This is a genomic window from Bradyrhizobium sp. SBR1B, assembly GCF_014198205.1.
Lineage (GTDB): Bacteria > Pseudomonadota > Alphaproteobacteria > Rhizobiales > Xanthobacteraceae > Bradyrhizobium.
The window spans coordinates 474,581-492,124 of record NZ_JACIHC010000005.1 but is presented as its reverse complement, the minus strand read 5'-3'; the positions used below and the strand labels follow the sequence as shown (position 1 = coordinate 492,124).

At 65.1% G+C, this 17,544-nt stretch carries 13 protein-coding genes; 9 read left to right on the top strand and 4 right to left on the bottom strand.

Annotation, left to right across the window (positions count from 1 at the left end; genetic code table 11):
• Positions 1–152: 152 nt before the first annotated feature.
• Entirely contained in the window at positions 153–1,394 is a 1,242-nt protein-coding gene (locus GGD61_RS16950; protein WP_038970676.1) for an ABC transporter substrate-binding protein, read from the bottom strand.
• Positions 1,395–1,549: 155 nt separating this feature from the next.
• Positions 1,550–1,963 carry a DUF1304 domain-containing protein gene (locus tag GGD61_RS16945; RefSeq protein ID WP_018319526.1) on the bottom strand — a complete coding sequence of 138 codons (414 nt, stop codon included), beginning with the start codon at positions 1,961–1,963 and terminating at the stop codon, positions 1,550–1,552.
• Positions 1,964–2,002: 39 nt separating this feature from the next.
• Here GGD61_RS16945 and GGD61_RS16940 point away from each other — a divergent pair, with 39 nt between their 5' ends.
• Entirely contained in the window at positions 2,003–2,533 is a 531-nt protein-coding gene (locus GGD61_RS16940) for a methylated-DNA--[protein]-cysteine S-methyltransferase (protein ID WP_092251938.1), read from the top strand.
• 146 nt (positions 2,534–2,679) lie between these two features.
• Here the strand turns inward: GGD61_RS16940 and GGD61_RS16935 are convergent, their stop codons facing one another.
• Positions 2,680–5,469, bottom strand: a complete 2,790-nt coding sequence (locus tag GGD61_RS16935) for a [protein-PII] uridylyltransferase (RefSeq protein ID WP_018319530.1) — start codon at positions 5,467–5,469, stop codon at positions 2,680–2,682.
• Positions 5,470–5,657: 188 nt separating this feature from the next.
• On the opposite strand from GGD61_RS16935, the gene GGD61_RS16930 reads away from it, so the two are divergent.
• The 6 genes from GGD61_RS16930 (at position 5,658) to GGD61_RS16905 (ending at position 12,080) form a co-directional block, all read left to right on the top strand.
• Positions 5,658–6,629 carry an aliphatic sulfonate ABC transporter substrate-binding protein gene (locus tag GGD61_RS16930; protein ID WP_177236850.1) on the top strand — a complete coding sequence of 324 codons (972 nt, stop codon included), beginning with the start codon at positions 5,658–5,660 and terminating at the stop codon, positions 6,627–6,629.
• 208 nt (positions 6,630–6,837) lie between these two features.
• The gene (locus tag GGD61_RS16925) at positions 6,838–7,683 is read left to right on the top strand and encodes an ABC transporter permease (RefSeq protein ID WP_183230936.1); all 846 of its coding nucleotides are present in this window, start codon (positions 6,838–6,840) and stop codon (positions 7,681–7,683) included.
• 4 nt (positions 7,684–7,687) lie between these two features.
• Positions 7,688–8,473 (top strand): ABC transporter ATP-binding protein, encoded by a 786-nt coding sequence (locus GGD61_RS16920; RefSeq protein WP_018319533.1) that lies wholly within the window; start codon positions 7,688–7,690, stop codon positions 8,471–8,473.
• Between the two features lie 54 nt (positions 8,474–8,527).
• Complete coding sequence (locus GGD61_RS16915) at positions 8,528–9,037, top strand: OsmC family protein (RefSeq protein WP_028139616.1); 510 nt, start codon at positions 8,528–8,530, stop codon at positions 9,035–9,037.
• A gap of 177 nt (positions 9,038–9,214) precedes the next feature.
• On the top strand, positions 9,215–10,024 hold the full coding sequence (locus GGD61_RS16910; RefSeq protein WP_092251568.1) for a hypothetical protein: 810 nt from the start codon (positions 9,215–9,217) through the stop codon (positions 10,022–10,024).
• 379 nt (positions 10,025–10,403) lie between these two features.
• A complete protein-coding gene (locus tag GGD61_RS16905; protein WP_092251569.1) occupies positions 10,404–12,080 on the top strand; it encodes a PAS domain-containing methyl-accepting chemotaxis protein in 1,677 nt (558 codons plus the stop codon).
• Positions 12,081–12,237: 157 nt separating this feature from the next.
• Here GGD61_RS16905 and mutS read toward each other — a convergent pair whose 3' ends face one another.
• A complete protein-coding gene (gene mutS, locus GGD61_RS16900) occupies positions 12,238–14,976 on the bottom strand; it encodes a DNA mismatch repair protein MutS (protein ID WP_092251570.1) in 2,739 nt (912 codons plus the stop codon).
• 216 nt (positions 14,977–15,192) lie between these two features.
• Here mutS and pcaF point away from each other — a divergent pair, with 216 nt between their 5' ends.
• Together pcaF and GGD61_RS16890 are read left to right on the top strand one after the other, a co-directional pair.
• Complete coding sequence (gene pcaF / locus GGD61_RS16895) at positions 15,193–16,401, top strand: 3-oxoadipyl-CoA thiolase (protein WP_092251571.1); 1,209 nt, start codon at positions 15,193–15,195, stop codon at positions 16,399–16,401.
• 207 nt (positions 16,402–16,608) lie between these two features.
• On the top strand, positions 16,609–17,502 hold the full coding sequence (locus GGD61_RS16890) for a dioxygenase (RefSeq protein ID WP_092251572.1): 894 nt from the start codon (positions 16,609–16,611) through the stop codon (positions 17,500–17,502).
• Positions 17,503–17,544 lie beyond the last annotated feature (42 nt).

Sequence of the window (17,544 nt, the reverse complement as noted above, 5' to 3'; positions counted from 1 at the left end):
TCGGCGCGCGCTTGCGCATCCGATGCCATCGCTGAGGGCGAGTGTGGAGGAACGATTGTTGCGACGCAAGGTGGGCGTTCGTAGGGTGGGTTAGCCTTGCGGGCTGCGCGAAGTGCAGTCCGCTGGGCGCAACCCGCCCTACGAGATCGGGACTAGCCCGACGGTCCCGTGTCCTCGATGATCGGTCCGAACAGCTCCCAGCGTTCGCCGTTGAACTTCATCATCTGCATCTGCTTGTTGACGCGGAAGTCGTTCGGCCCGGTATTGATCTTGATGCCGGGCAGCGCGAAGCTCGGCGTGAAGTCCTTGATGTTGGCGACCTGCTTCATGATGTTCTCACGGGTCAGATCGTCGCCGCATTGCTTCAGGACCTGCACCAGCAGCTCCGCCACGGAATAGGCGTAGGTGTTGACGGTGTTGAGCTTGTCGCCTTCCGGGAAATACTTGTCCATGAAAGCGAAGAAGGCCTTCACGCCGGGATCGTCCTTCCACTGGGGATCGCTGGGCTCCTTGCCATATTGGGTCGAGATGATGCCCTTGGAGATGTCGAGGCCGGCCGGCTTCAGCGTTGCCGAGATCGGGCTCGCATTGATGTCGAGGATGTGCACCGGCGTCCAGCCGAGGTCGGCGAGCTTCTTGATCGCCTGTGCCGCGAATTTCGGCGTCGAGGCATCGAAGAACACGTCGACGCCCATCGACTTCAGCTTGACCACCTGGGAATCGACCGTCGGGTCGGTGACCTCGTAGGAGACCTCGCCGACGATCATGCTTGCGGCCTTGTCGCCGAGGCCGCTCTTGAGGCCCGCGAGATAGTCGCGGCCCATGTCGTCGTTCTGGTAGAGCACGCCGATCTTGGCGTTCGGATGCTCCTTGAGAATGTATTTGGCGTAGATGCGTCCCTCGGACACGTAGTTGGGATTGTAGGCGATGGTCCAGGGATAGTTCTGCGGATCGTTGAAGCGGGCCGCGCCGGTCGAGGCCAGCAACTGCGGCACCTTCTTGCCGTTGAGATATTTTTGCACGGCGGCGTTGGCCGCGGTGCCGATCAGCTGGAAGGTGAACAGCACCTCGTCGCCCTCGACGAGCTTGCGCACCTGCTCTACCGTCTTCGGCGGCGAATAGGCGTCATCATACTGGATCAGATTGATCTTGCGGCCGTTGATGCCGCCCTGATCGTTGATCATCTTGAAGTAGGCGGCCTGGGTCTTGCCGATATTGGCGTAGACGGAGTAGGCGCCGGAGAACGGCACGGTCTGGCCGATCTTGATCTCGGTGTCGGTCGCCCCGGTGTCGTATTTCTTCTGGGCGAAGGCTTGGCTTACGAAGGCTTGGTTCGCGGAGAACGCGAAGGCGAGCGCTGTCGTGGCAGCTAAGAAGGCTCTGCGATTGGTCATGTTGGTTGTTCCTCCTGACGGAATTTTCGGCCGATGGTCTTTTCCCGTCGATTGCAACGGTCGCCATCGCTGCCGAAGATTGTGGAGGAAGGTTCGCCGCCGCGCAAGGATCGCGGCGCTGCGCCGTAGCGTCTCAGGCCGAGGGGGCAGGCGTCTCAGGCCAGGAACAACGCGACCAGCGCGACCGCCGCCGGCAGCGCCTGCACCATCAGGATGCGGCTGCTGACGGTCGCGGCGCCATAGGCGCCGGCCACGATCACGCAAAGCAGGAAGAACGCCTTGATCTGGAATGCGAAGGCCGGGTTGCCGTGGACCAGACCCCAGATCAGGCCGGCGGCGAGGAAGCCGTTATAGAGGCCCTGATTGGCGGCCAGCACCTTCGTGATCTCGGCCTTCTCCGGCGTATTGCGAAACACCTTCAGGCCCTGCGGCTTGTCCCAGAGGAACATCTCCAGGATCAGGAAAAAGACGTGCAGCGCGGCGACCAGCGCCACCAGGATATTGGCGATCAGGATCAAGTTGAGCTCCCCCAGCGTCAGCTTTCGGGTGGACGATAGCACGGCCGGCATGGCAAGTGCGATGGCATGTTTCGATGCTATGGTGCCACCATGCCCGGGCGATCAACCAAACCGTCTGCAAGCTTCGGCCTCGATCGCCTGACGACGCCGATCGGGATTGCTCTGCTCGTCACCGATGCCGAGGGTGCGCTACGCGCACTGGACTGGGAAGACTATGAGCATCGCATGCGCGAGCTCTTGCGCTTGCACTACGGTGCGGTCGATCTCAGCGACCGGCCTGCGCCTGCATCCATGCGAACGGCGTTATCGGGTTACTTCGAAGGCGATCTCGGTCAGCTCTCGGCCATCGCATGGCGTATCGCCGGCACGCCGTTTCAGCAGAAGGTCTGGAACGCGCTGGCTCACATCCCCGCCGGCACCACGATGAGCTACAGCGCGCTGGCCGCAAAGATCGATGTGCCAAAAGCCATTCGTGCCGTCGGTCATGCCAACGGCTCCAATCCGATCAGCGTGGTGCTGCCCTGCCACCGCTTGATCGGCGCCGACGGTTCGCTGGTGAAATACGGCGGCGGGCTCGAGCGCAAGCGCTGGCTGCTGCGGCATGAGGGAGTGCAGGTTTAGGTCTCTCTCCTCGTCATTCCGGGGGCGCCGCGCAAGCGGCGAGCTATGGTGCGCAATTGCGCACCTGAGAATCCATCCTGCCACCGACTCCGCGGATGAATGGATTCCGGGTTCGCACTACGCGCTCCCCGGAATGACAGACTATATCACGCCGCCGGCTGGACCGCCTTGTCGCCGGCCATCACATGGGTCAGCGCGCTCTTGATCGCGGCCTGGCGGGTCGGCGCGCTGATCTGCGCACCCAGGAGGTCGGTGACGTAGAACACGTCGCGGGCGCGCTCGCCGAAGGTCGCGACATGGGCGGAGGCGATGTTGAGGTTGAGCTTCGAGATCGCGGTGGTCAGCTCGTAGAGCAGGCCGGGCCGGTCGAGGCCGGAGACCTCGATCACGGTGTAGCGGTCGGACCATTGGTTGTTGATGGTCACCTCAGGCTCGATCACGAAGGGCCGTGCCTTGCTGCGCACCGTGCGCCGCGCCACCACTTCAGGCAGGCGCAGCTTGCCTTCCAGCACGTCCTCGATCATCTCGCCGATGCGTGTGGCGCGCCGTCCCTCGTCCTCGTCGCGGTCGTATTCGCGCGAGATCGAGATGGTGTCGAGCGCGCGCCCGTCGGTCGTGGTATAGATCTGGGCATCGACGATGTTGGCGCCGGCCGAGGCGCAGGCGCCGGCGATGATCGAGAGCAGCCACGGATGGTCGGCCGCGAAGATCGTCAGCTCGGTGACGCCGCGGACCTCGTCAAAGCCGACATTGATCGCGAGCTTGTGGCCGGCCTGCTCGCTGGAGCGGACGAAGCGGGCGTGGCGAATTTTTCGTGGCAGCTCGACCTTGAGCCAGTAGGCCGGATAGTGCCGGCCGATATAGGCATCGAGCTCCTCCGCCGGCCATTCGGCGAAGGCATTTCGGAATTCAGCGTAGGCGGCGGTGAGGCGCTTGCCGCGGTCGACCTCCGAGAAGCCGCCGGTCAGCACCGGCTCGGTCTCGTAGTACAGCGAGCGCAAGAGCTGCGCCTTCCAGCCGTTCCACACCCCGGGACCGACGCCGCGGATGTCGGCGGTGGTCAGGATCGTCAGCAACTTCATCTGCTCGACCGACTGCACCACGGCGGCGAAATTCTCGATGGTCTTGCGATCCGAGAGGTCGCGCGACTGCGCGACCGTGGACATCGTCAGATGCTCCTCGATCAGCCAGGCGATGAGCTCGGTGTCGGCCGGGCTGAACCCAAGCCGCGGGCACAGCCGCCGCGCCACCTTGGCGCCGGCGATCGAGTGGTCCTCCGGCCGGCCCTTGGCGACGTCGTGCAGCAGCGTTGCGATGTAGATCACCGACCGGTGCTCGGGCCGGGACTTGCGCATCAGGTCGCTGGCCAAAGCGAATTCCTCGATGCCGCCGCGCTCGATGTCCTGGAGGAAGCCGATGCAGCGGATCAGGTGCTCGTCGACGGTGTAGTGATGATACATGTTGAACTGCATCATCGAGACGATCTTGCCGAAGGCACGGATGAATTGGCCGAGCACGCCGGTCTCGTTCATGCGCCGCAGCACGATCTCGGCGTTGTCGGAGGTCAGGATCTCCATGAACAGCCGGTTGGCCTCGGGATTCTCGCGCATCTGCGCGTTGATCAGGCCGAGCGATCGCGTCACGTCGCGCATCGCATCCGGATGGAAGGCGAGGTTGTTCTTCTGCGCGAGGCGGAAGATGCGGATCAGATTGACCGGGTCGTGCTTGAACACGTCGGGTGCGGCAACGTTGATGCGGTTGTTGTCGACGATGAAGTCGTCGCTGTCGGGGACGCGCCGCTTCGCCGCGGTCGGCCGCAGCCGCGCCATCATCCGGCTCAAGACCGGCGCGGGCTTGGCCTGCTGGTCCTCGAGCTTGGCGCAGAGGATGGCGGTGAGGTTGCCGACTTCCTTGGCGACCAGGAAGTAGTGCTTCATGAAGCGCTCGACATCCTGCATGCCGGGATGCGAGGTGTAGCCGAGCCGCACAGCGATCTCGCGCTGGAGGTCGAAGGAGAGACGCTCTTCGGCGCGGCCGGAGTAGAAATGCAGATTGCAGCGCACCGACCAGAGGAAATCGGCGCAGCGGCGGAAGCTGCGGTATTCCTGCGCATCGAACACGCCGCGCTCGACCAGCTCGCCGGTGTCGCGGACGCGGTAGACGTATTTGGCGATCCAGAACAGCGTGTGCAGGTCGCGCAAGGCGCCCTTGCCGTCCTTGACGTTGGGCTCGACCAGATAGCGCGACTGGCCGCCGCGGCGGTGCCGCTCTTCGCGCTCGGCGAGCTTGGCTGTGACGAATTCCGAGGCGGTGCCCTGCACGACCTCCTTGTCGAAGCGCGCGACCAGCTCCTCATAGAGCGGCTTGTCGCCGGTGAGGAAGCGCGTCTCCAGGATCGCGGTGCGGATGGTCATGTCGCCGCGCGCCTGCCGGATCGACTCGTCCACTGATCGCGTGGCGTGGCCGACCTTCAGCCCCATGTCCCAGAGGCAATAGAGGATAGCTTCGGCGACCTGCTCGCCCCAGGCGGTCTGCTTGTAGGGCAGGATGAACAACAGGTCGATGTCGGATTCGGGCGCCATCAGGCCGCGGCCGTAGCCGCCGGTCGCGACCACCGCCATGCGCTCCGCGCCACTCGGGATCGGCGAGCGATAGAGATGGCGGGTCGCCGCCGAATACAGGATGCGGATGATCTCGTCCTGCACATGACAGAGCCGCTCGGCGCAGCGACGGCCGTGGCGGTCCTTCAGAAGGATTTCCTGTGCCGCGGCGCGTGCCGCGATCAGCTCGGCCTTGAGCAATTGCGCCATGGCCGTGCGGAACGCGTCCTCGCGTCCCTGGTGCTTTTCGGCAAGCGCATCGACCGCGGCGGTGATCCGCGCAGTGTCGAAACGATCATCCACCTCGGCCTTGTGCTCAGTCGCGACGCTGTCCATGTCCCACCGGATATAAGAGGTGACAGGCGCTGTCACCCGCCATTCTCTGGCAATAGTCGTTCCATGCTGGAAAGGCGCGGCTTTGGGCAAATCTGTTCTCGGCCGGCGCGCTTTCGAGGGGCGGATTTTCTCGTTGACCTCTAGATATAACTCATTGAAAAACAATGAAGTTTTGGAGGAGGCTGGGCATGACCGGAATTACACGACGCATTCTGTTGGCGGGAGCGGTTGCGCTCGCCGTGACCCCCGCGGCCAAGGCGGCCGATCCGCTCAAGGAAATCCGCATCGACTGGGCAACTTACAATCCGGTGTCGATGGTTCTGAAGCAGAAGGGGCTCCTTGAGAAGGAGTTCGCCAAGGACGGCATCACCGTCACCTGGGTGCAGTCGGCCGGCTCCAACAAGGCGCTCGAATTCCTCAATGCCGGCTCGATCGATTTCGGCTCGACCGCGGGTTCGGCGGCGCTGGTCGCCCGCATCAACGGCAACCCGATCAAGTCGATCTATGTCTATTCGCGCCCTGAGTGGACGGCGCTGGTGACATCGAAGGATTCCAAGATTGCCGGCGTCGCAGACCTCAAGGGCAAGCGCGTCGCGGTGACGCGCGGCACCGATCCGCACATCTTCCTGGTGCGCGCGCTGTTGGGAGCGGGGCTCACCGAAAAGGACATCACCCCGGTGCTGCTCCAGCACGCCGACGGCAAGACCGCGCTGATCCGCGGCGACGTCGATGCCTGGGCCGGCCTCGATCCGATGATGGCGCAGGCCGAGGTCGAAGAGAGCGCAAAGCTGTTCTACCGCAAGGCCGAAGCCAACACCTGGGGCATCCTCAATGTGCGCGAGCAGTTTTTGAAGGACTATCCCGACGCTGCCCGCCGCGTCCTCGCCGTGTACGAAGAGGCGCGCAAATATTCGCTGGCCAATTACGACGAGCTGAAGAAGACCTTCATCGCGGTCACAAAACTCCCCGAGGCCGTCGTCGACAAGCAGCTCAAGGAGCGCACCGAGCTCACCCACAGCCGCATCGGCGCGCCCCAGCGCGAATCGATCCTCGCCGCCGGCCTCGCCCTCCAGCAAGCCGGTGTCGTCGATGCCAAGGTCGACGTGAAGGCGACGCTGGATGCGTTGATCGACGATCAGGTCCCGCTGCCGACGAATTGATCTTCTCTTACCCTCCCCTGGAGGGGGAGGGTCGATCGCGCGTAGCGCGAGCGGGGCGGGATGATCTCTCCTCTCGGGCAGTCCCGTGAGGAGAGGTCACCCCGCCCCGCTGTGCATTTCGCTTCGCTGCATGCCCACGACCCTCCCCCTCCAGGGGAGGGTAAGAGGCACCCTTGCATTCCCCGACCGGACGCGCTTGCTAATGGCCATGATCTCCGACGCGCCAGCCTTGCAACAATCCTCGGAACCCGCCGAAAGCGCCGCCGCGCCCTCGCGCATGGCGCGCTATGCGCGGCCGATGCTGGGGCTGCTGCTGCCGCTCGCGCTCGCGCTTGGCTGGGAGCTCGTGGTGTGGCTCGGCTGGTCCAACGGCCGGCTGGTGCCGCCGCCTTCGCGCGTCTTTGCCACCATCGCCGAACTTGCCCGCTCCGGCGAACTGGTCCGCCACGTCATAGCGACGCTGTGGCGCGTCGGGCTCGGCTTCGCCTTCGGCGTGGTCGCGGGCACGTTGTTGGGGGCCGTCTCCGGCTACTGGTCGCTGGCGCGCCGGCTGCTGGATCCGACCGTGCAGGCGCTGCGGGCGATTCCCTCGCTCGCCTGGGTGCCCCTGTTCATCCTCTGGCTCGGCATCTTCGAGACCTCGAAGGTCGCGCTGATCGCGGTCGGCGTGTTCTTTCCGGTCTATCTCGGCGTGATGGGCGCGATCCTCTCGGTGGATCGCAAGATCGTCGAGGTCGGCCGGACCTTTCGCCTCTCCGGCTTCGCCATGATTCGCCGCATCCTGCTGCCGGTGGTGCTGCCGGCCTATGTGGTTTCCCTGCGCGTCGGTCTCGGCCTCGGCTGGATGTTCGTGGTCGCAGCCGAGCTGATCGGCGCCTCCGAAGGCCTCGGCTATCTCCTGCTCGACGGCCAGCAGCTCGGTAAGCCCGCGCAGATCCTCGCCGCCATCGTGATCTTCGCCATCCTCGGCAAGCTCACGGACTGGTTGATCGAGGTCGCGGCCGCGCCTTTCCTGCGCTGGCAGGATGCCTTCGGGCGCGCGAAGGGAGCTTGAGGCGATGCTTGCGCTCGACCGGGTCAGCAAGACCTATCCCAACGGCGTGCAGGCGCTTTCACGCTTCTCCGCTGAAATCAGGCTGGGCGAGATCATCGCCATCATCGGCGGCTCCGGCTGTGGCAAGTCCACGCTGCTGCGTGCCATCGCCGGCCTCGATCGCGCCAGCGCTGGCACGGTGACGCTCGACAACGAGGCGATCGTCTCGCCGCATGCCAAGATCGGCATCATCTTCCAGGAGCCGCGGCTGCTGCCCTGGCTCAGCGTCGCCGACAATATCGGTTTTGGACTCGCCGATCTGCCCGCGGCCGAGCGCCGCGAGAAGGTCGCGCGTGCGCTCGAACGCGTCGGGCTGGCGGAAAAGGCGCAGGCCTGGCCGCGCGAGCTCTCCGGCGGACAGGCGCAGCGGGTTGCGATCGCACGCGCGCTGGTGCCGCAGCCGGAGGTGCTGCTGCTCGACGAGCCGTTCTCCGCGCTCGATGCCTTCACCCGCAGGGATCTCCAGGATCATCTGCTCGACCTCTGGGCGGACACGCGGCCGACCCTCATCCTCGTCACACACGACGTCGACGAGGCCGTGGTGCTGGCCGACCGCGTGCTGGTGATGCGGCCGCGGCCGGGCCGGTTGTTCGACCAGATCGAGATCAATCTCGGCCGGCCGCGCGACCGCAATTCGCCGCTGTTCGAGAATTTCAAGCGAAGTGTGCTGACGTCACTCGACCGTTCGCTTGACCGCAACGTGCCCGACCGTGACGCAACCCAGGGTCCCGGTCAGGCCATGTGGTGGTGACAATTTCGCTCTGAACCGGTACATCGAGGGGCAATTTTCCGGGAGAGAACGAAAATGGACGCTGCAGAGCTGCGCCAGATGCAGGCTCCGATCAAGGAGCGCTACAAGACCGATCCCAAGACCGCACTGATCACGCTGAAGGCCAAGGGCTCTACCGACAGCGAAGGCATCGCCTGCAAGGTCGAAACCGGCCGCGCCATCGCGCTTGCCGGCCTGCATCCGGCGACCGGCGGTTCCGGCCTCGAGCTTTGCTCCGGAGACATGTTGCTCGAGGCGCTCGTCGCCTGTGCCGGGGTCACGTTGAAGTCGGTCGCGACTGCGATCGAGGTGCCGCTCAAGACCGGCAACGTCTATGCCGAGGGCGATCTCGATTTCCGCGGCACGCTGGGCGTCGACAAGGAGACCCCGGTCGGCTTCGCCGAGATCCGTCTGCGCTTCGAGGTCGACACATCGGCGCCGCAGGACAAGCTCGATCTCCTGCTCAAGCTGACCGAGCGCTATTGCGTGGTCTATCAGACCATCAAGAACGGCCCGAAGGTGTCGGTGTCGATGCAGCGGATGTGAGTCTCTTACCCTCCCCTGGAGGGGGAGGGTCGATCGCGCATAGCGCGAGCGGGGTGGGGTGATTTCTCCACTCGGGCACCGTCGCCGTTGAGAGACTGTCACCCCACCCCGTCTCATATTTCGCTGCGCCCAATATGAGCCGACCCTCCCCCTCCAGGGGAGGGTAAGAAGCCAAAAATGTCCCCCGATCTCCACTTCTTCCTCTTCCTTCTCCTGCGCATGGCGATCGCGGCGGCGTTCGTCGTGACGGCCTCGATCATCACTGAGCGCGCGGGTCCGGTGATCGGCGCGCTGGTCGCAACCCTGCCGATCTCGGCCGGTCCCTCCTACGTCTTCCTCGCGCTCGACCACGATGCCGCGTTCATCGCGCAGGGTTCGCTGGCGAGCCTTCCGATCAATGCGGCGACGATCTTCATGTGCCTCGCTTATGTCGTGCTGGCGCAGCGGCATGGTTTCGCGGTGAGTTGTGGAATCGCGGTTGCCGTCTGGATCGTGCTGGCCTCGATCATCCGCCAGTTCGACTGGTCGCTCACCGCCGGGCTCGCCGCTAATCTGATCGCCTTCGGCATCTGCATTCCGCTTCTGGCGGGCTATCGCCATGTGAAGATGCCGCTGGTCACGCGTCGCTGGTACGACGTGCCGATGCGGGCTGCGCTGGTCGCGACCCTGGTCGCCATCGTGGTCTCGACTTCAGGCTGGGTCGGCCCCCGCATCAGCGGCATCATCGCGCTGTATCCCGTGGTGTTCTCCAGCATCATGGTGATCCTGCATCCGCGCATCGGCGGCCCGCCGACCGCGGCCGTGCTCGCCAACTCCGCCTGGGGCCTGCTCGGATTCGGCACGGCGATTGCCGTCTTGCACGTTGCGGTCGTGTCGTTCGGCTCGGCCGTCGGTCTGTGTCTCGCGCTCGGCACCTGCATCGCCTGGAATCTGACGCTGTGGGGAATCGGCCGGCGAACGATGCACAAGGCGCGGCAAGGACCGTGAGACTACGGACACGCGCGACACCGCGTCGCGAAAGACATGTCGGAGATGGCAACTCATGCCGACGGGCAACGCGGCATCTTCCCAAGCTATTGAATGAGAAATGTCATTTCAAGTCGCAGGGGCGCGGGTGGCGGCTCTCGACGCCCGCCGGATCGTTCCCTGTTCTGCTGGTTTCCGACAATTCTATTAGAACTTTGTTCGAGCTTTTTCCGTACGAATAATTTCACGTACCCGCTTCCGCCGTCGTCGGCGTGAACTCGTCCGAGCTGCATCCGAGTGCAGGGACTCGCGGGAATTGTCGATTTGAATACGGCTGTGTTGCCGCAGCGGTCACTTCCCCTACGGGCTGTCCACGTTACTTCGAGATGGAGATTGTTTGATGTTCGGTCGCAAGTCCCACAGCGATGCACAAGGGCGGCTCGACGCCATAGGCCGTTCGCAGGCCATGATCGAATTCAATCTCGATGGCTCGATCGTCACGGCCAACCAGAATTTTCTCGACGCCCTCGGCTATCGGCTTGACGAGATTCAGGGCAAGCATCACTCCATGTTCGTGCCGGCCGACCAGCGCGATACCGCCGAGTACAAGGCGTTCTGGGCTGCATTGAACCGTGGCGAGTATCAGGCGCGCGAGTTCAAGCGGATCGCGAAGGGTGGCCGCGAGGTCTGGATCGAAGCATCCTACAATCCGGTGCTCGACGGCAACGGCAAGACGGTGATGGTCGCCAAGATCGCGACCGACATCACGGCGAAGAAGATCCGGAGCATGACGGATGCGTCGAAGATCGCCGCGATCAGCCGCGCCCAGGCCGTCATCGAATTCAAGCTCGACGGCACCATCGTCAGCGCCAACGAGAAATTCTGCAAGACGCTCGGCTATTCGCTGGCCGAGATCGAGGGCAAGCATCACAGCCTGTTCATGCCGCAGGCCGACCGCGACGGCGCGGCCTATCGCGAGTTCTGGGCTGCACTCAACCGCGGTGAATACCAGGCCGGCGAGTTCAAGCGCATCGGCAAGGGCGGCCGCGAAGTGTGGATCCTCGCCTCCTACAACCCGCTGCTTGACGAGAACGGCAAACCTTACGGCGTCGTCAAATTCGCAACGGACGTCACCGCGGAGAAGCTGAAGAACGCCGATCTCGCCGGCCAGATCGCGGCGATCGACAAGGCCCAGGCCGTGATCGAATTCAACATGGACGGCACGATCATCGCCGCCAACGCCAACTTCCTCGGCGCGCTCGGCTACTCGCTGGCCGAGATCAAGGGCAAGCACCACAGCATGTTTGTCGAGCCCACGGAGCGCGACGGCGCGGCCTATCGCGAGTTCTGGGCCGCCCTCAACCGCGGTCAGTACCAGGCGGCCGAATACAAGCGCATTGGCAAGGGCGGCAAGGAGGTCTACATCCAGGCCTCCTACAACCCGATCCTCGATCTCAACGGCAAGCCGTTCAAGGTCGTGAAATATGCCACCGACACCACGCGTCAGGTGCTGGTCCGCATGGGCAACGAGCGCGTGCGCGGCATGATGGAATCGGTCGCCGCCGGTTCGGAAGAGCTGAACGCTTCGGTGCGGGAGATCTCCGAGGCGATGACCAAGTCCCGCGAGACGGCGATGAGCGCGGTGGAGCAGGTCGCCTCCGCCGATGCTCAGGCCCAGCGCCTCACCGAGGCGGCGCAGTCGATGAGCGGCATCGTCGAGATGATCAACAGCATCACCGGACAGATCAACCTGCTCGCGCTCAACGCCACGATCGAATCCGCACGGGCCGGCGAAGCCGGCCGCGGCTTTGCGGTGGTCGCCTCCGAAGTGAAGAGCCTCGCCAATCAGGCCAAGCAGGCCACCGACAAGATCGGCCAGGAGATCGGCAGCCTCAACGGCATCTCCGGCGACGTCGTCAGCGCGCTCGGCTCGATCAAGCAGGCGATCAACAATGTCAGCGAATATGTCACCTCGACCGCCGCTGCCGTCGAGGAGCAGAGCACGGTGACGAACGAGATGTCGACCAGCATGCAGCGCGCGGCTGCGGAGGCGGCTGCGATCGCGGCAAGGGCGTAGCGCTCAGCGCACGGAATCGTAGGGTGGGCAAAGGCGCGCACTTCGCGCGCCATGCCCACCATCTCTTCCCGATCTCGTCCAAAACGCGGTGGGCACGCTTCCGCCGTCGCTCTTCGAGCTATGGCGGACAAGTCGCTTTGCCCACCCTACGGCACCGCTACTGCTTCGGCAGCTTCGCCTTCAACGCATACAACGCATCCAGCGCCTCGCGTGGTGACATCTCGTCCGGATGCAGCGCCTTCACGGCCTCCATCAGCAGTTCGGCCTCGCTCGGCGGCGCGGCTTCGGCCGCCGCGCGTGAGGGCACGGCGAACAGAGGCAGATCGTCCACCAGCGCGCGCGCGGTCTGGCCGCGGTCCTGCGCCTCCAGCTTGGACAGCACGGATTTTGCGCGCGTGATCACGGCCGGCGGCAGGCCGGCGAGCTTGGCCACCTGGATGCCGTAGGAACGATCGGCCGAGCCCGGCAGCACCTCGTGCAGGAACACGACGTTGCCCTGCCACTCCTTCACCCGCACCGTGGCGTTGAACATCCGCGGCAGTTTTGCGGAGAGCGCGGTCAGCTCGTGATAATGCGTGGCGAATAGCGTGCGGCAGCGATTGCTTTCGTGCAGATGCTCGATCGCGGCCCATGCGATCGAGAGACCATCGAAGGTCGCGGTGCCGCGGCCGATCTCGTCGAGGATCACGAGCGAGCGTTCGCCGGCCTGGTTCAGGATCGCAGCCGTCTCGACCATTTCGACCATGAAGGTGGAGCGGCCGCGGGCGAGATCGTCGGCGGCGCCGACGCGCGAGAACAGCCGGTCGATGATGCCGATCCGCGCGCGCGTGGCCGGCACGAAGCTGCCGATCTGGGCAAGAAGGGCAATCAGCGCGTTCTGACGCAGGAAGGTCGATTTGCCGGCCATGTTGGGACCGGTGAGCAGCCAGAGCTGGCCGGACTTTTGCGCCGGGCTTGGCGACAGGTCGCAGGCATTGGCGATGAACGGCTCGCCATTGCGCTTCAGCGCCTGCTCCACCACGGGATGGCGGCCGGCCTCGATCGCAAAGCCGAGGGAGCCGTCCACGTCCGGCCGCACATAATTGTCGTCGACCGCGAGCTTTGCCAGTGATGTCGCAACGTCGAGCAAGGCGAAGGCGTGCGCGGCGGCGCGCAGATCGTCGCTGATCGCCATGGCCTTGGCTGACAGCCGCTCGAAAATCTCGAGCTCGAGGCCGAGCGCGCGATCGCCGGCATTGGCGATCTTGGCTTCGATCTCGCCCAACTCGGAGGTGGTGAAGCGCACCTGCCCCGCCAGCGTCTGGCGATGGATGAAAGTCGCGTTCAGCGGCGCCGACATCAGCTTGTCGCCGTGCTGCGCGGTGACCTCGACGAAATAGCCGAGCACGTTGTTGTGCCGGATCTTCAGGCCTTTCACGGATGTCGTGTCGGCATAGCGCGCCTGCATCGAGGCGACGACGAGACGCGAGGCATCGCGCAGGTTTCGGGCTTCGTCGAGCGCGGGCTCATAGCCCTGTCGAACGAAGCCGCCGTCGCGCTTGATCAGCGGCAGCTGCTCGTCGAGCGCGCTGGCGAACTCCGCCGCGATCTCGCGCGAGGGACGCTGCAAGGCCGCCCTCACCGCGGCGATTTCCTGTGGCGGCTGATCGAGCTCGCCAAGCCGCGCCAGCACCTGGTCGGCGGCGATGATGCCGTCGCGCAGACCTGCGAGGTCGCGCGGGCCGCCGCGGCCGACTGACAGGCGCGCCAGCGCGCGCGACATGTCGGGCGCGCCGCGCAGCATGCTGCGGATGTCCTCGCGCGCGGCAGAATCGGCGACGAAGACGCTCACCGCATCGAGCCGGCGCGCGATCGCCGGCGCATCCGTCAGCGGCGCGGCCAGGCGTTGGGCAAGCAGGCGCGAGCCCGCCGAGGTCACCGTGCAGTCGATCGCATCGAGCAGCGAGCCGCGACGTTCGCCTGCAAGCGTCCGCGTCAGCTCGAGATTGGCGCGTGTGGCCGGATCGATCGCCATGGTCGCGCCCGAGGCTTCGCGCGCGGGCGGCGACAACGGCGGATGCTTGCCGACCTGGGTGCGGTCGACATAGGTGACGGCGGCTGCTGCTGCCGTGGCCTCCAGCCGCGTCAGCTGCGCCAGCCCGTCCATGGTCGCGACGGCGAAATAATCGCAAAGGCGCTTCTCGGCAGTGGCACCGTCGAAGACGTCGCGCGTCAGCGGCGTCACGGCCGGCAGCTCGCGCAAGGTCTGTCCGAGCTCGCTGTCGTTATAGAGCGCGTCGGTGACGATGGCCTCGTTCGGGTTGATGCGCGCCAGCGTCGCGGCGAGCTCGCCGCCCGAGCATTCCATCACGGTGAACTCGGCGGTCGAGATGTCGATCCAGGCGAGGCCGAAGCGGTCGCCACCGCCGGAGGCGCGGGCGCGCGCGATCGCGAGCAGATAATTGTTGGCACGCGCATCGAGCAGCGTGTCCTCGGTCAGCGTGCCCGGCGTGACCAGCCGCACCACGCCGCGGCGAACCACGCTCTTGTTGCCGCGTGCCTTGGCGGCAGCAGGATCTTCGGTCTGCTCGCACACCGCGACGCGGTGGCCGGCCGAGATCAGGCGGTGCAGATAGTCCTCGGAACGCTCGACCGGCACGCCGCACATCGGGATGTCGGCGCCCTGGTGCTTGCCGCGCTTGGTCAAGACGATGCCGAGCGTCCTGGAGGCGATCTCGGCATCCTCGAAGAACAATTCGTAGAAATCGCCCATCCGGTAGAACAGCAGCAGGCCCTGATGCGCCGCCTTGATCTCCAGGTACTGTTCCATCATCGGCGTGACGCGCGCGACGGCTTCCGTTGGCGAAGCGGGCGCTTCGTCGGGGGGCGGTACTTGTATCGGCTGTTGCATGGTCATGGGCGGCGCAACCTACAAAATTTCGCCCCCTGCTCCTATCGCTTTGGCCGGAAGGAGCGGGTTTTCCACGTTGTCCGCATTGCGGCATGCGTGGCCGGCGTGCGGCCCCCTCGGAACACGCGTGTATCAGTCAATTGACCTGCTGCGGGCGCCCTCCTAAAACTCCGGCGTCATTGAAGAATTTGGGCCGAACCGCGGCATTCAGGGAGAACAACGATGCGTGACGTCTTTATCTGCGATGCCGTGCGGACCCCGATCGGCCGCTTCGGCGGCTCGCTCGCCAAGGTGCGTGCCGACGATCTCGCCGCAGCCCCGATCAAGGCACTGATGGCCAAGCACCCCAATCTCGACTGGGCGCAGGTGGACGAAGTCTTCTTCGGCTGTGCCAACCAGGCCGGCGAGGACAACCGCAACGTCGCCCGCATGGCGCTGCTGCTCGCAGGTCTGCCGGACTCGGTTCCCGGCCAGACGCTCAACCGGCTCTGCGCCTCGGGCCTCGATGCGGTCGGTGCCGCCGGCCGCGCCATCCGCTCCGGTGAGATCGAGCTCGCCATTGCCGGCGGCGTCGAATCCATGACCCGTGCGCCGTTCGTGATGGGCAAGGCGCAGGAGGCCTTCTCGCGTTCGGCCGAAATCTTCGACACCACGATCGGCTGGCGTTTCATCAATCCGCTGCTCAAGGCGCAGTACGGCGTCGACGCCATGCCGGAGACCGGCGAGAACGTCGCCGAGGAATTCCAGGTCTCGCGCGCCGACCAGGACGCCTTCGCCATCCGCTCGCAGCAGCGCGCCGGCAAGGCGATCGCGGCGGGCTATTTCGCCGAGGAAATCGTCCCGATCACCATTCCTGGCGGCAAGGCGGGTCCCATCACCGTCGACAAGGACGAGCATCCGCGTCCCGAAACCACGCTCGAAGGTCTGGCAAAACTGAAGCCGATCGTGCGCAATCCCGGCACGGTGACCGCCGGCAATGCTTCCGGCGTCAATGACGGCGCCGCCGCGATGATCCTGGCCTCGGAAGCTGCGGTGAAGAAGCATCGTCTCACGCCCCGCGCGCGCATCCTCGGCCTTGCCTCGGCCGGCGTGCCGCCGCGCATCATGGGCATTGGTCCCGTGCCGGCGACCCGCAAGCTGATGGAACGGCTCGGCAAGAAGATCAGCGATTTCGACCTGATCGAGCTGAACGAAGCCTTCGCCTCGCAAGGCATCGCCTGCATGCGCCAGCTCGGCGTCGCCGACGATGCGGATTTCGTCAATCCGCATGGCGGCGCAATCGCGCTCGGCCATCCCCTCGGCATGAGCGGCGCGCGCCTCGCGCTCACCGCCGTCCACGGCATGGAGAAGCGCGGCGGCAAGCTGGCGCTCGCCACCATGTGCGTCGGCGTCGGCCAGGGCGTCGCGGTCGCGATCGAGAAGCTGAACTGAACTCTCTCCTCCCCCTCTCCCCGCTTGCGGGGAGAGGGTTGAGGTGAGGGGGAGTCTCCGCAAGGACGGTGATAGTTGGACTCGCGGAGAGTCCCCCTCACCCGCCGCGCTTCGCGCGCCGGCCTCTCCCCGCAAGCGGGAAGAGGCGAAGAGTCCGGGTTCGCTCGTTTCTCTCGCGTCCCGGAATGACAGGGAGAAAAAGCCAGCATGATCATCGAGCGCGAGCAGGACGTCACGGCCGCGGCACTGGCGGTGATGGAGCGGACTTCCGATCCGCGCATGCGCCAGATCATGATCTCCCTGGTCAAGCATTTGCACGGCTTCGTGCGCGACGTCCGCCTGACCGAGAAGGAGTTTCGCGATGCCACCGCTGTCATCGCCGAGCTCGGCAAGCTGACCACCGACACGCACAACGAAGTGGTGCTGATGGCGGGCTCGCTCGGCGTCTCGCCGCTGGTCTGCCTGCTCAACAACGGCGACCAGGGCAATACCGAAACCGATCAGTCACTGCTCGGGCCGTTCTGGCGGTTGAACTCGCCGCGGGTCGAGAATGGCGGATCGATCGTCCGCTCCGAGACCCCGGGCGCGCCACTGTTCGTGAACGGCCGCGTCGTGGACAAGGACGGTCGTCCGGTCGTCGGCGCCGAGGTCGATGTCTGGCACGCCTCTCCGGTCGGCCTCTACGAGAACCAGGATCCTGACCAGGCCGACATGAACCTGCGTGGCAAGTTCACGACCGACCAGGATGGGCGCTTCTCCTTCCGTTCGGTGATGATGGTCGGCTATCCCATTCCGACGGACGGCGTGGTCGGCCGCCTGCTGGAGGCGCAGAGCCGCCATCCCTATCGCCCCGCGCATCTGCATGCCCTGATCTTCAAGCCGGGCTTCAAGGTCCTGATCTCGCAGGTCTACGATCCCAACGATCCCCATATCGACAGCGACGTGCAGTTCGGCGTGACGCAGGCGCTGATCGGCAAGTTCCTGCGCCATGACGCGCCACATCCGACCGAACGCGAGGTCGCGACGCCCTGGTATTCGCTCGACCATGTCTACCGGCTCGAAGTCGGGGAAGCCTTACTGCCGCGTCCGCCGATCAAATAGGGCTCAAACCCGCTTCCCCCAATTAGTTATATCCTATAATGA